This is a genomic window from Enterobacter sp. DVT3837 (assembly GCF_056238685.1).
Genome location: NZ_JBWDLA010000001.1, coordinates 1,437,525 through 1,450,647 on the forward strand (window position 1 = coordinate 1,437,525; position 13,123 = coordinate 1,450,647).

Sequence of the window (13,123 nt, forward strand, 5' to 3'; positions counted from 1 at the left end):
TTCTCGCTCATTTCAACTTGGGTTAATCCGTTATTTTACCCTTTTCCACGGTAAACATCTTCGAATTTTCGTCCGACATGTCCATAACGTGTTCAGCGCTAATGGCGCTGACGAAAACCTGCGACTGCGTGGCTTTTAAGCGGCTGGCAAGCAGCCCACGCCGCGCGTCGTCAAGTTCCGAGGCAAAATCATCTATCAGGTACAGGCAGCGTCTTCCACTCTCGCGGGTGAGAAATTCCCCCTGTGCCAGGCGTAACGCGCACATCAGGAGCTTAAGCTGCCCGCGCGACAGCGTGTCTTCCACCGGCGCACCGTCGGCACGAATGCGGAAATCCGCCTTGTGCGGGCCATGCGCGGTGTAGGTCAACATGCGATCACGCTCGAAGTTTCTCTCTAACACCTCGGCATAATCCGTCTCTTTCTCCCAGCCGCGCTGGAAGGAGAAGGAGAGAGAGAACTCAGGTAAAAACTGTTTGCAGGTATCCGCCATATCTTCGGCAATACCTGCGCTGTATTCGGCACGCCAGCGGCTGATTTGTTCCGCGAGAGGGATTAACTCCATGTCCCACGGACGCAGCTGGGCGTAACGGGTGACCTGGCGCAGTGCAGCGTTACGCTGCTTAAGCAGACGCTTCAGGTTGCTCCAGGCATTAAAGAAACCGGCTTCGTTGTGAAAGCATCCCCAGTCAAGGAACGCTCTTCTGTATTTGGGGCCGCCGTTGAGTAAAGTAAACCCCTCCGGCGTAATCAGCTGCATGGGCATTAACAGCGCAAGCTCGGCAACTTTATGGCCGTCGGTCCCGTCGATACGAACCTTGCTGTCGCCCTGCTTGTCTTTGGTCAGGCCGATGGCGGTTTCCCGCTCCTCACCCTGTAAACGCCCGTGCAGAACGAAGGACTCTTGTTCGTGGCGGATAACGCGACCGATTTGCAAACTGCGAAACGCCCGGCCGTGGCCGAGCGTATAGATGGCTTCCAGCACGCTGGTTTTGCCGCTGCCGTTCGCGCCAACCAGGAAGTTAAAGCCCGGGGATAAAGCAAGATCCGCGCTTTCAATATTGCGAAAGTCGCGGATCAACAGACGGGTGAGCGACATTACAGTCTCATTGGCATGACAACATAGGCAGCCGACTGCGATGCGGCATCTTCAATCTGTACGCTTGAAACGGAATCGGTCAGCAGGATGCGCACGTTCTCGCATTTCAGTGCATTCAGCACATCCAGCACGTAGCTGACGTTAAAGCCGATTTCCATCTCAGCTCCGGCGTAGGTGACGTCCAGAATTTCTTCTGCTTCTTCCTGCTCCGGGTTGTTAGCGGTGATTTTGATCTGGTTTTCACTCACATACAGGCGCACACCGCGGAATTTCTCGTTAGAGAGAATGGCGGCACGGGCAAACGCCTGCTTGAGGCTATCGCAACCCGCTTCCAGCGTTTTGTCCGGGTTCTTCGGCAATACGCGGCGATAATCCGGGAAACGACCGTCAACCAGCTTCGAGGTGAAGACAAAATCACCGACATGAGCGCGAATGTTGTTGCTGCCGATCTGCACGCGCAGCGGGGTATCACCACCGTCGAGCATACGCATCAGCTCAATCACGCCTTTACGTGGCACGATCACCGAATGGTTTGGCAGTGAGTCGCCAATTGGCATGGAACAGACCGCCAGACGGTGGCCGTCGGTCGCCACGGTACGCAGCTCTTCACCTTCGGTTTCGAACAGCATGCCGTTTAAGTAGTATCGAACGTCCTGATGCGCCATAGAAAACTGCGTGGCTTCGATCAGACGCTTCATCGTCGCCTGTGGCAGGGTGAATTCAACTTCACTTTGCCAGTCGTCCAGGTTCGGGAAGTCCGCAGCAGGCAGCGTGGAAAGCGAGAAACGGCTGCGGCCAGAGCGCACCAGCATGCGGTCGCCCTCCAGCTGCACGGCGATTTCAGCGCCTTCCGGCAACCCACGGCAAATATCAAAGAATTTACGTGCCGGAACCGTGGTCGCACCCGCGTCGTGTGGCTGAGTCAGCGTAACGCGCGCGATCATTTCCATTTCCAGGTCTGTGCCGGTCAGCGACAGCGTACCGTCCGCGACCTGAAGCAGCAGGTTTCCGAGAATAGGCAGCGTTGGGCGGCCACCTAATGGGCCACTCACCTGTTGCAGCGGTTTTAATAAATGTTCACGTTCAACAGTAAATTTCATAGCGTCACGATGATAATGTTCTGATTAAATTGGAAAAATCTTCTTTTATGTCGTGGCTTTCTTCACGTAACTGCTCAATCTTGCGACAAGCGTGCAGCACGGTCGTATGGTCACGGCCACCAAACGCATCCCCGATTTCCGGCAGACTGTGGTTGGTTAACTCCTTTGCCAGCGCCATCGCCATCTGACGCGGACGCGCCACCGAGCGGGAACGACGTTTAGACAGTAAATCTGCCACTTTGATCTTGTAGTACTCAGCCACCGTCTTTTGAATATTGTCGATGGTGACTAATTTTTCCTGCAATGCCAGCAAATCGCGCAGCGCTTCACGCACAAAATCGATCGTGATCGCACGGCCGGTAAAGTTGGCATTAGCAATAACACGGTTCAGTGCCCCTTCCAGCTCACGCACGTTGGAGCGCAGACGCTTGGCAATGAAGAACGCCACTTCACCCGGCAGGCGAATGTCGTTTTCATCGGCTTTCTTCATCAGGATCGCAACGCGGGTTTCCAGTTCCGGTGGCTCGATCGCCACAGTCAGGCCCCAGCCAAAGCGGGATTTCAGACGATCTTCGACACCGTTGATCTCTTTTGGATAACGATCCGAGGTCAAAATGATCTGTTGATTGCCTTCCAGCAGCGCATTGAAGGTGTGGAAAAACTCTTCCTGCGATCGTTCTTTATTAGCAAAGAATTGAATGTCATCGATCAGCAGGGCGTCAACGGAACGATAATAGCGTTTAAACTCTTCGATCGCGTTGTTTTGCAGGGCTTTTACCATGTCCTGAACGAAGCGCTCGGAGTGCATATACACCACTTTCGCATTCGGCTTGCGCGCCATAATGCCGTTACCCACTGCATGCAGAAGGTGCGTTTTACCTAAACCCGTGCCGCCATAAAGGAACAGTGGGTTGTAGGCACCTCCGGGGTTATCCGCAACCTGACGAGCCGCCGCGCGCGCTAACTGGTTCGACTTACCTTCAACGAAGTTATCGAACGTGTGTTTAACGTTAACGTTAGAGCGGTAGGTTGGCTCAGCAGGTGCAGGAACATTATCCCAGCCCTGACGAGCGGGTGCGACGCGAGGGGCCGGAGCAGGAGCAGCCTGAGCAGGCGCTGCTACGTTCACGGTTTCACGAACGGTTTGGGTGACCGGCTTTGTGCCCACTTCAAAGCGCAGCTGTGGGGCATCTGACCCGCAGAAATCGTTCAGCAGTCCATTGATGTTATTGAGGTACTTATCCCTTACCCAATCGAGCACAAAACGGTTTGGCGCATACAAAGCCAGCGTGTTATCGCTCAGTTCCGCCTGCAACGGGCGGATCCACATACTGAATTCTGTGGCTGGTAACTCATCCTGCAATCGGGCAAGACACTGCTGCCAAAGCGAAAGTGACACGGCGGACTCCACTCGAACAATAAAAGAAAACTATTGAATATTCATGATTGTTGGCGCACATCGACATGACCCTGTGCATAGGGGGATGTGCGAATTGCTATCTGCAATTTAATCCTGACCAGGATCCTGGGATCCCGATCGGGACCGCGGATCATAGCCTAAACTGAGCCAGAGATCTTCTGTTTCTCACAGATTCTTCCCGATTTATCCACAGGACGATCTGAAACCGGGTAAGTGTAAACGATCCTGGCACAAGTGCCCCACGATTTAGCCCGCATATTGGAAAAATTAATGAGCACAGACAATTTATTGCTTAAATGATCTAACGAAGATCCGGGACGATCCTTGCGCTTTGTCGACGAGCCCGTATAATCCTCGACCCGGCGCGTGATGCTCATCTTCCTGCGTCGTCCGTTGCTCATTTTCCACGCGAAAACGTGCGGAAATACGCGGGAAATAAGGAAAGAGAATTGACTCCGGAGTGTACAATTATTACAATCCGGCCTCTTTAATCACCCACGCTGAGGCGTTAGTCGTTCGAAATTCGTTCGGGTATACGCAAAAGTCAGTGAATTTATTCAAGTTTAGGTAGAAATCGCCATGAAACGCACTTTTCAACCGTCTGTACTGAAGCGCAACCGTTCTCACGGCTTCCGTGCTCGTATGGCTACTAAAAATGGTCGTCAGGTTCTGGCACGTCGTCGTGCTAAAGGCCGCGCTCGTCTGACCGTTTCCAAGTAATAAAGCTAACCCCTGAGTGGTTAAGCTAGCATTTCCCAGGGAGTTACGTTTGTTAACTCCCGCTCATTTCACTTTCGTCTTCCAGCAGCCACAACGGGCTGGCACGCCGCAAATCACCATCCTCGGCCGCCAAAATTCGCTGGGGCATCCCCGCATCGGTCTCACAGTCGCCAAGAAAAATGTTAAGCGAGCGCATGAACGCAATCGGATTAAACGTCTGACGCGTGAAAGCTTCCGTTTACGTCAGCACGAACTGCCTTCGATGGATTTCGTGGTGGTGGCTAAAAAGGGGGTTGCCGACCTCGATAACCGTGCTCTCTCGGAAGCGTTGGAAAAATTATGGCGCCGCCACTGTCGCCTGGCTCACGGGTCCTGATAGCCCTCATTCGGGTCTATCAACGCCTGATTAGTCCGCTACTCGGGCCACATTGCCGTTTCACACCAACGTGCTCAAGCTACGGAATTGAGGCATTGCGCAGGTTTGGAGTGATAAAAGGCAGTTGGTTGACGGTGAAACGCGTATTAAAATGCCACCCTTTACACCCCGGTGGAGACGACCCCGTCCCTCCAGGACCCTTTGATACCAGAGAACACTAACGATGGATTCGCAACGCAATCTTCTTATCATCGCTTTGTTGTTCGTGTCTTTCATGATCTGGCAGGCATGGGAGCAGGATAAAAATCCTCAACCCCAGCAGCAGACCACGCAGACCACGACCACCGCAGCGGGTAGCGCCGCCGACCAGGGCGTACCGGCCAGTGGCCAGGGGAAACAGATTACGGTTAAGACCGATGTGCTTGAGCTGACTATTAACACCCGTGGTGGTGATGTTGAGCAGGCGCTGCTGTTGACCTACCCGAAAGAGCTGAAGTCTAACGAACCGTTCCAGTTACTGGAAACCACGCCTGAGTTTATCTACCAGGCGCAGAGCGGCCTGACCGGTCGTGATGGCCCGGATAACCCGGCTAACGGTGCGCGTCCACTGTATAACGTCGAGAACGACACCTTTGTACTGGCTGATGGTCAGAACGAACTCGTTATCCCGATGACGTATACCGACGCCGCAGGCAACACCTTCACAAAAACCTTCACCCTGAAACGCGGTGAGTATGCGGTGAACGTGGGCTACACCGTACAGAACGCCAGTGCGAAACCACTGGAACTGTCGACCTTTGGCCAGCTGAAGCAGTCCATCAATCTGCCGTCTCACCGTGACACCGGAAGCAGCAACTTTGCGCTGCATACCTTCCGTGGCGCGGCGTACTCCACGCCTGACGCGAAGTATGAGAAATACAAATTCGACACCATTGCCGATAACGAAAACCTGAACGTCAGCGCTAAAGGCGGTTGGGTGGCAATGCTGCAGCAGTATTTCGCCACTGCGTGGGTGCCTAATAACGACGGTACCAACAACTTCTACACCGCGAACCTGGGTAACGGTCTTGCAGCCATCGGCTACAAATCTCAGCCAGTTCTGGTTCAGCCGGGTCAAACCGGTAAAATGGCAAGCACCCTGTGGGTCGGCCCGGAAATCCAGGACAAAATGGCCGCCGTTGCGCCACACCTGGACCTGACCGTAGATTACGGTTGGTTGTGGTTCATCTCCCAGCCGCTGTTTAAGCTGCTGAAGTTCATCCACAGCTTCCTGGGTAACTGGGGCTTCTCCATCATCGTTATCACCTTCATCGTTCGTGGCATCATGTACCCGCTGACTAAAGCGCAGTACACCTCCATGGCGAAGATGCGCATGCTGCAGCCGAAGATTCAGGCCATGCGTGAGCGTCTGGGCGATGACAAACAGCGTCAGAGCCAGGAGATGATGGCCCTGTATAAAGCAGAGAAAGTAAACCCACTGGGTGGTTGCTTCCCACTGCTGATTCAGATGCCAATCTTCCTTGCGCTGTACTACATGCTGATGGGTTCCGTTGAGCTGCGCCATGCGCCGTTCGCGTTGTGGATCCATGACCTGTCTGCACAGGACCCGTACTACATCCTGCCGATCCTGATGGGCGTGACGATGTTCTTCATCCAGAAGATGTCGCCGACCACGGTGACCGACCCGATGCAGCAGAAGATCATGACCTTTATGCCGGTCATCTTCACCGTGTTCTTCCTGTGGTTCCCGTCAGGTCTGGTGCTGTACTATATCGTCAGCAACCTGGTGACCATCATCCAGCAGCAGCTGATTTACCGTGGTCTGGAAAAACGTGGCCTGCATAGCCGCGAAAAGAAAAAGTCCTGATTCGGTAAGTTAACGCTAAAATAAGGGCGGTCGATTGACCGCCTTTTTTATTTGTATTGAACGAGACCAACCATGAGCCATAACGACACTATCGTCGCCCAGGCAACCCCACCGGGACGCGGTGGTGTAGGCATTCTGCGTATCTCCGGCCTGAAGGCGCGCGAGGTCGCCGAAGCGGTACTGGGTAAACTGCCAAAACCCCGCTACGCTGATTACCTGCCGTTTAAAGATACCGACGGCACGCCGCTGGACCAGGGCATTGCGCTGTGGTTTCCAGGCCCAAACTCTTTTACCGGTGAAGACGTGCTGGAGCTGCAGGGCCATGGCGGCCCGATTATCCTCGATCTGCTGTTAAAACGTATTCTAACCTTGCCGGGCCTGCGTATTGCGAAGCCAGGCGAGTTCTCTGAACGTGCTTTCCTGAACGATAAGCTCGACCTGGCGCAAGCCGAGGCGATAGCGGACCTGATCGACGCCAGTTCTGAACAGGCTGCTCGCTCCGCTCTGAACTCGCTGCAAGGGGCATTCTCCGCGCGCGTGAATCACCTTGTGGAAGCACTTACTCACCTCAGGATCTACGTGGAAGCGGCTATCGATTTCCCGGATGAGGAGATCGACTTCCTCTCTGACGGTAAAATCGAAGCCCAGCTCAACCAGGTGATGAACGATCTCGACGCGGTACGTGCCGAAGCGCGTCAGGGTAGCCTGCTGCGGGAAGGGATGAAGGTGGTGATTGCCGGACGTCCTAATGCCGGGAAATCGAGCCTTTTGAACGCCCTGGCGGGCCGTGAAGCGGCGATCGTGACCGACATTGCCGGCACCACCCGCGACGTACTGCGCGAGCATATCCATATCGACGGGATGCCGCTGCATATCATTGATACCGCCGGTCTGCGCGATGCCAGCGACGAAGTCGAGCGCATCGGTATCGAACGCGCCTGGCAGGAGATCGAGCAGGCCGACCGCGTGCTGTTTATGGTGGACGGCACAACCACCGACGCTGTTGACCCGGCTGAGATCTGGCCAGACTTTATTGCCCGTCTGCCGGCGAAGCTGCCTATCACCGTGGTGCGAAATAAAGCAGATGTGACTGGCGAAACGCTGGGAATCAGCGATGTGAATGGTCACTCACTGATCCGCCTGTCGGCGCGTACCGGTGAAGGCGTTGACGACCTGCGTAACCATCTCAAGCAGAGCATGGGCTTTGACACCAGCATGGAAGGTGGCTTCCTGGCGCGTCGTCGTCACCTGCAGGCGCTGGAAGAGGCGGCACGCCATCTTGACCAGGGCAAAGCGCAGCTGATCGGTGCGTGGGCGGGTGAACTGCTGGCGGAAGAGCTGCGTCTGGCACAGCAGAATCTGAGTGAGATCACCGGGGAGTTTACGTCGGACGATCTGCTGGGAAGGATCTTCTCAAGCTTCTGTATTGGTAAGTAATACCCACGAAAACATGGTGATTTCCTTCCAGGAAATCACCTTTGTCCAAATGGCAACTCGCCTAATCCCTTCTCACCCCCTATCCTGCATGCCTGCATCTATGGGGGTTTTATGGCGCGTTTTCTGTTTTGTAGTTTCACATTAGTTCTGCTTTATCCGTCTGGCATTGATATGTATCTGGTGGGATTACCGCACATCGCCCGCGATCTGGGTGCCAGTGAAGCTCAGTTGCACATCGCGTTTTCGGCCTACCTCGCGGGAATGGCGTCATCGATGGTGTTTGCCGGGAAGGTCGCAGATAAGGCTGGTCGCCAACCCGTCGCCATAACGGGAGCCATCATCTTTGCGTTGGCTTCCGTGCTCTGTTCACTGGCGCAGGATAGTGCCCTGTTCCTGGCAGGCCGTTTTATCCAGGGCATCGGGGCGGGCGGCTGTTACGTGGTGGCTTTCGCAATTTTACGCGACACATTAAGCGCCCAACGCCGCGCCAAAGTGCTCTCTATGCTCAACGGCATCACCTGTATTATTCCGGTGTTGGCTCCGGTTGTTGGTTATCTGATCATGTTGAAATTCCCGTGGCAGAGCCTTTTCTGGACGATGGCAGCAATGGGGGGGCTGGTCTTTGTGTTGTCCATTTCCGTGCTAAGAGAAACTCACCCAGGTTCGCAAAGTACGGCACACTCAGCAACGATTCACCCAGCCGAGAAGCTGCTTAACCGTTTTTTCCTCAGTCGTCTGGCCGTAACCACGTTAAGCGTGGCGGTGATCCTGACCTATGTAAACGTTTCCCCGGTTTTACTGATGGAGACCATGGGCTTCGATCGGGGTGAGTATTCAACAGTGATGGCATTAACCGCGATGGTCAGTATGGCCGTCTCGTTTTCCACCCCCTTTGCGCTAAATATTTTCAGCCAGCGCACGTTGATGCTGACCTCACAGGTGTTATTTCTCGCAGCAGGCGTGATTCTGGCAACCACCAGCTCACATGTGGTGATGCTGGTAGGCATTACCCTCATTTGCGCCGGATTCTCGGTTGGCTTTGGCGTGGCGATGAGCCAGGCGCTCGGCCCGTTCTCACTACGGGCAGGCGTGGCAAGCTCCGTGCTGGGTATCGCTCAGGTCTGTGGCTCGTCCCTGTGGATTTGGCTGGCAGCGGTAATCGGACTTAATGCGCTCAATATGCTGATCGGGATTCTGATTGGCTGTAGCATGGTCTGTATTACCTTACTTATGCTCATCCAGCCCGCGGCAAATTATGAAGAAGCCCATCAGCAGTCTCGATCTTAACCTGTTGCTGTGCCTGCAGCTGTTGCTGCAGGAGCGTAGCGTCACCAAAGCGGCGAAGCGGATGAACGTGACGCCGTCCGCGGTGAGTAAATCACTGGCCAAGCTGCGCGACTGGTTCGACGACCCGCTGTTTGTCAAAACACCGTTAGGGTTACTGCCGACGCCACTGACGGTAAGCCTGGAGCAGGATCTGGCCGATTGGATGCAAATCGGCAACCAGATCCTCGATAAATTCCACCATGACGCGCCAGGCGGGCTGACGTTCGTGCTGGCCGCCGAAACGCCGTTAATGCTGATCCGCTTTAACGCCCTGCTGGAGCAGGTGAACCAGCGCTATCCGCAGGCTACGGTGAAGATGCGTCACTGGGATTACGACTCTCTGGACGCCATTACGCGTGGGGAAGTGGATCTTGGTTTCACTGGTCGCGAAACACATCCACGTTCCCGCGAACTGCTGAAGCTGTTGCCGTGGTTTATCGACTACGAAATCCTGTTTAGTGACCGTCCGTGTGTTTATCTGCGCGAGGATCACCCGGCACTTCAGGAAGAGTGGAACCTGGAGACCTTCCTGCGCTACCCGCATATCAGTATCTTCTGGGAGCGCAGCGACACCTGGGCGCTTGATGAGGTGCTAAAGGAGATGGGACGTGAGCGCAATATCGCCATGTGCCTGCCGGGTTTCGAACAGGCGATGTTTATGGCGGCGCAGCCTGGCCATAATTATATCGCTACGGCTCCCCACTACTGCCACCACTACAATGAACTCCACCAGCGGAAGCTGATCGCGCTTCCTATTCCGATTGACGAAGCGCAGGCTGAAAAGTTGACCGTCCCCTTCACCCTGATCTGGCATAAACGGAACAGCCATAATCCGAAAATTCTCTGGTTGAGAGAGACTATCAAGGCGTTGTACGGTGGCAGCGATCCAATTTTTACCTAAGAAAATGTAAAGTTCGGTCCTCAGGCTTCTCTTACTCCCATTTACTGATTAAAACAGGAGTGAAGTTAAGCGATAATCATGTAACCGTTTAACCGATTACGACCATTATCAAGGAGCGAAAAATGGCAACGCACTTTGCAAGAGGGATACTTACAGAAGGACGCCTCGTATCGGCACGAATTTCTTCAGCCTGTCACAGTGAAGCACGCAAACTCCCGGAACACCGCAGGACACGTTTTTTAGCGTCCAGAGCGCTTCTCGCAGAGCTGTTGTTTATGTTGTACGGCACCAGTGAACTGCCGGATATCATCACCCAACCTGAAGGCCGCCCGGTTTTTGCTAACCCGGATCTCCCCCGTTTTTCCATTGCCTATACGGGAAATATCATTGGGGTAGCACTCACCACCGAAGGGAATTGTGGGCTGGATATGGAACTTCAGCGCGCAACCCGGGGCATCCACGGCGCGAACCCACACGATGATTACCCGCTCTCCAGCAATGAAAAGCTGTGGGTGCGTAACCAGAACGATCCCAACGAGGCCAGAGCTCAGCTCATCACCCTACGCCAGAGCATTCGAAAGCTCTGTGGATGCGCCTCAGACGACGCCAGTATGCTGCAGCTGCTGCCAGGTTCCGGACGTCTTCGAGCCACCCAAGCTACGCTGGTAGAAGCGCTCAGTGACGCAGAGGATGTCCTCATTTGGTCCATTGCGGTTACCCCCGCTATCGAACGCATGAAAATCTGGGAATTTGACAGTCAACAGGGATGGCGTAGCCTTCCTGATGTGCCCGAACGCGCCAACGAGCCCGCCGCACGCCTGATGCGTTTAACCAGTTTACCGGCAGAAAAAGCATACACCCTTAGCTGATCCATTCAGGGTCATCATGATGAAACAGGAGTAATCATGTCTGATACGTTAAAAGTCGTTACGTTACTGGGAAGCCTGCGCAAAGGTTCATTTAATGGGATGGTTGCCCGCACGCTGCCACAGCTGGCACCGGCAGGTATGGAGATTAGTGCCCTTCCATCTATTGGTGACATCCCGCTCTATGATGCAGATGTCCAGCAGGAAGAAGGGTTCCCGCAGAGCGTTGAGGCGCTGGCGGCGCAAATCCGTCAGGCCGATGGTGTGGTTATTGTCACACCAGAGTATAACTACTCCGTTCCTGGCGGTCTGAAAAACGCCATTGACTGGTTATCCCGCCTCCCTGAGCAGCCTCTTTCAGGTAAACCCGTGCTGATCCAGACCAGTTCTATGGGTGCCATTGGCGGCGCGCGCTGCCAGTATCACCTGCGCCAGATTCTGGTGTTCCTGGATGCGATGGTGATGAACAAGCCGGAGTTTATGGGCGGAGTGATTCAGAACAAGGTCGACCCGCAGACGGGTGAAGTGGTGGATCAGAGCACGCGTGACCATCTGTCTGGTCAGCTGACTGCGTTTGGCGATTATATTAAGCGGGTGAAGGCTTAAGCTTATTGCGGCCTGATGCCCTCACCCTAGCCCTCTCCCACAGGGAGAGGGTACAAATATGTTTATTTGGCGTCAATAAACACAATCTTCAGCACAAACAGCAGCGCGACAACGATGACGCATGGGCTGAGGTCGCGGAAGCGACCCGTACCGATCTTCATTACGCAGTAAGAGATAAAGCCCAGCGCGATACCTTCGGTAATCGAGAAGCTGAACGGCATCATCACGGCGGTAATAAACGCTGGCACCGCTTCGGTTAAGTCATCCCACTTCACGCGTGACAGGCTGGAGGTCATCAGCACACCTACGTAGATCAGCGCGCCGGCTGCCGCATACGGTGGAACCATTCCCGCCAGCGGCGAAAGGAAGATCACCAGCAGGAACAGGATACCCACCACGACCGCCGTCAGACCAGTACGGCCTCCCACAGAAACACCGGAAGAGGATTCAATATAAGCGGTAACAGAAGAGGTACCGATAAAGGAGCCCGCAACAGACGAGATGCTGTCAACGAACAGCGCCTGCTTCATGCGTGGGAACTTCCCTTTCTCATCGGCCAGACCTGCTTTGTCGGTCACGCCAATCAGGGTACCGGAGGAGTCGAACAGGTTTACCAGCATAAAGGAGAAAATCACGCCCGCCAGGCCCAGGTTCAGGGAACCCGCCAGATCAACGTGACCAATAACGGTGGAAACACTCGGTGGCGCAGAAACGATACCGTTGTAGTGAACGTCACCCAGCAGCCAGCCCAGCAGCGTGGTCACCACGATGGATACCAGCACCGCCGCATGAATATTGCGGGAAGCCAGGATCGCGATGATAAAGAAGCCCAGCACGCCCAGCAGCACGTTGTGAGAGGTCAGGTGACCGATGCTTACCAGCGTATCCGGGTTAGCCACGATAACGCCGGCGTTTTTCAGCCCCATCATACCGATGAACAGACCAATACCGCTGGTAATGCCCACGCGCAGGCTCACAGGAATGTTGGCAATCATCCAGTAACGTACGCGGAAAATAGTCAGCAACAGCAGACCAATAGCGCCCCAGAAGATAGCGCCCATGCCCACTTGCCACGGCAGGCCCATCGCCTGAACAACCACGAACGCAAAGAATGCGTTCAGACCCATCGCAGGTGCCAGTGCAACCGGCAGGTTAGCGAACACGCCCATCAGGATGCTGCCGAGAGCCGCGATCAGACAGGTAGTCACGAAGACGGCGCTGGTATCCATGCCAGCAACGCCCAGAATTTGCGGGTTAACAAAAACGATATAGACCATCGTCAGGAAGGTGGTGAAACCGGCGATCACTTCGGTGCGTGCCGTTGTGCCGTGCTCGCGCAGTTTAAACACGCGCTCAAGCAGACCCTGACCAGATGCCTGGGTAGTGTGTTGTTGACTCATCATCAATT

Annotated in this window: 13 protein-coding genes and 1 pseudogene; 10 read left to right on the forward strand and 4 right to left on the reverse strand. The window is 54.7% G+C overall.

Annotation, left to right across the window (positions count from 1 at the left end; translation table 11 throughout):
• Positions 1 to 22 precede the first annotated feature (22 nt).
• The 3 genes from recF to dnaA are packed head-to-tail and all read right to left on the reverse strand — an operon-like array spanning position 23 to position 3,595.
• Positions 23 to 1,096, reverse strand: a complete 1,074-nt coding sequence (gene recF, locus AC0XWG_RS06960) for a DNA replication/repair protein RecF (protein ID WP_049007086.1) — start codon at positions 1,094 to 1,096, stop codon at positions 23 to 25.
• Complete coding sequence (gene dnaN, locus AC0XWG_RS06965; RefSeq protein WP_008500170.1) at positions 1,096 to 2,196, reverse strand: DNA polymerase III subunit beta; 1,101 nt, start codon at positions 2,194 to 2,196, stop codon at positions 1,096 to 1,098. Before dnaN ends, recF begins: the two co-directional genes overlap by 1 nt.
• Before the next feature lie 4 nt (positions 2,197 to 2,200).
• A complete protein-coding gene (dnaA, locus tag AC0XWG_RS06970; RefSeq protein WP_010426558.1) occupies positions 2,201 to 3,595 on the reverse strand; it encodes a chromosomal replication initiator protein DnaA in 1,395 nt (464 codons plus the stop codon).
• Between the two features lie 321 nt (positions 3,596 to 3,916).
• On the opposite strand from dnaA, the pseudogene AC0XWG_RS06975 reads away from it, so the two are divergent.
• The 10 genes and pseudogenes from AC0XWG_RS06975 to AC0XWG_RS07020 all read left to right on the forward strand — a co-directional run.
• A pseudogene (locus AC0XWG_RS06975) lies at positions 3,917 to 3,967 on the forward strand (hypothetical protein); the annotation flags it as partial.
• A 228-nt stretch (positions 3,968 to 4,195) separates the two neighbouring features.
• On the forward strand, positions 4,196 to 4,336 hold the full coding sequence (gene rpmH / locus AC0XWG_RS06980) for a 50S ribosomal protein L34 (protein WP_000831330.1): 141 nt from the start codon (positions 4,196 to 4,198) through the stop codon (positions 4,334 to 4,336).
• A 16-nt stretch (positions 4,337 to 4,352) separates the two neighbouring features.
• Positions 4,353 to 4,712: a ribonuclease P protein component gene (rnpA, locus tag AC0XWG_RS06985; protein WP_024907873.1), complete on the forward strand. Its 360-nt coding sequence runs from the start codon at positions 4,353 to 4,355 to the stop codon at positions 4,710 to 4,712.
• Positions 4,676 to 4,933, forward strand: a complete 258-nt coding sequence (gene yidD, locus AC0XWG_RS06990) for a membrane protein insertion efficiency factor YidD (protein WP_001307474.1) — start codon at positions 4,676 to 4,678, stop codon at positions 4,931 to 4,933. The genes rnpA and yidD overlap by 37 nt, the downstream gene beginning before the upstream one ends.
• A 2-nt stretch (positions 4,934 to 4,935) precedes the next feature.
• The gene (yidC, locus tag AC0XWG_RS06995; protein ID WP_028017778.1) at positions 4,936 to 6,579 is read left to right on the forward strand and encodes a membrane protein insertase YidC; all 1,644 of its coding nucleotides are present in this window, start codon (positions 4,936 to 4,938) and stop codon (positions 6,577 to 6,579) included.
• 72 nt (positions 6,580 to 6,651) lie between these two features.
• Positions 6,652 to 8,016, forward strand: a complete 1,365-nt coding sequence (gene mnmE / locus AC0XWG_RS07000; RefSeq protein ID WP_128348467.1) for a tRNA uridine-5-carboxymethylaminomethyl(34) synthesis GTPase MnmE — start codon at positions 6,652 to 6,654, stop codon at positions 8,014 to 8,016.
• A gap of 111 nt (positions 8,017 to 8,127) precedes the next feature.
• Positions 8,128 to 9,303, forward strand: a complete 1,176-nt coding sequence (locus AC0XWG_RS07005; RefSeq protein ID WP_128348466.1) for an MFS transporter — start codon at positions 8,128 to 8,130, stop codon at positions 9,301 to 9,303.
• On the forward strand, positions 9,272 to 10,243 hold the full coding sequence (gene yidZ, locus AC0XWG_RS07010; protein WP_028017775.1) for an HTH-type transcriptional regulator YidZ: 972 nt from the start codon (positions 9,272 to 9,274) through the stop codon (positions 10,241 to 10,243). The genes AC0XWG_RS07005 and yidZ overlap by 32 nt, the downstream gene beginning before the upstream one ends.
• 122 nt (positions 10,244 to 10,365) lie before the next feature.
• Positions 10,366 to 11,112, forward strand: a complete 747-nt coding sequence (locus AC0XWG_RS07015) for a 4'-phosphopantetheinyl transferase family protein (protein ID WP_028017774.1) — start codon at positions 10,366 to 10,368, stop codon at positions 11,110 to 11,112.
• 36 nt (positions 11,113 to 11,148) lie between these two features.
• Complete coding sequence (locus AC0XWG_RS07020; RefSeq protein WP_028017773.1) at positions 11,149 to 11,715, forward strand: NADPH-dependent FMN reductase; 567 nt, start codon at positions 11,149 to 11,151, stop codon at positions 11,713 to 11,715.
• 62 nt (positions 11,716 to 11,777) lie between these two features.
• Here AC0XWG_RS07020 and adeP read toward each other — a convergent pair whose 3' ends face one another.
• A complete protein-coding gene (adeP, locus tag AC0XWG_RS07025; RefSeq protein ID WP_028017772.1) occupies positions 11,778 to 13,115 on the reverse strand; it encodes an adenine permease AdeP in 1,338 nt (445 codons plus the stop codon).
• Between the last annotated feature and the right edge of the window lie 8 nt (positions 13,116 to 13,123).

Bases quoted from the DNA above. Each gene is read 5' to 3' on its own strand.
- yidC (WP_028017778.1), top strand. From the start codon at position 4,936: ATGGATTCGCAACGCAATCTTCTTATCATCGCTTTGTTGTTCGTGTCT.
- rpmH (WP_000831330.1), top strand. From the start codon at position 4,196: ATGAAACGCACTTTTCAACCGTCTGTACTGAAGCGCAACCGTTCTCAC.
- dnaN (WP_008500170.1), bottom strand. From the start codon at position 2,196: ATGAAATTTACTGTTGAACGTGAACATTTATTAAAACCGCTGCAACAG.
- adeP (WP_028017772.1), bottom strand. From the start codon at position 13,115: ATGAGTCAACAACACACTACCCAGGCATCTGGTCAGGGTCTGCTTGAG.
- yidD (WP_001307474.1), top strand. From the start codon at position 4,676: ATGGCGCCGCCACTGTCGCCTGGCTCACGGGTCCTGATAGCCCTCATT.
- recF (WP_049007086.1), bottom strand. From the start codon at position 1,096: ATGTCGCTCACCCGTCTGTTGATCCGCGACTTTCGCAATATTGAAAGC.
- AC0XWG_RS07005 (WP_128348466.1), top strand. From the start codon at position 8,128: ATGGCGCGTTTTCTGTTTTGTAGTTTCACATTAGTTCTGCTTTATCCG.
- mnmE (WP_128348467.1), top strand. From the start codon at position 6,652: ATGAGCCATAACGACACTATCGTCGCCCAGGCAACCCCACCGGGACGC.
- AC0XWG_RS07015 (WP_028017774.1), top strand. From the start codon at position 10,366: ATGGCAACGCACTTTGCAAGAGGGATACTTACAGAAGGACGCCTCGTA.
- AC0XWG_RS07020 (WP_028017773.1), top strand. From the start codon at position 11,149: ATGTCTGATACGTTAAAAGTCGTTACGTTACTGGGAAGCCTGCGCAAA.
- yidZ (WP_028017775.1), top strand. From the start codon at position 9,272: ATGAAGAAGCCCATCAGCAGTCTCGATCTTAACCTGTTGCTGTGCCTG.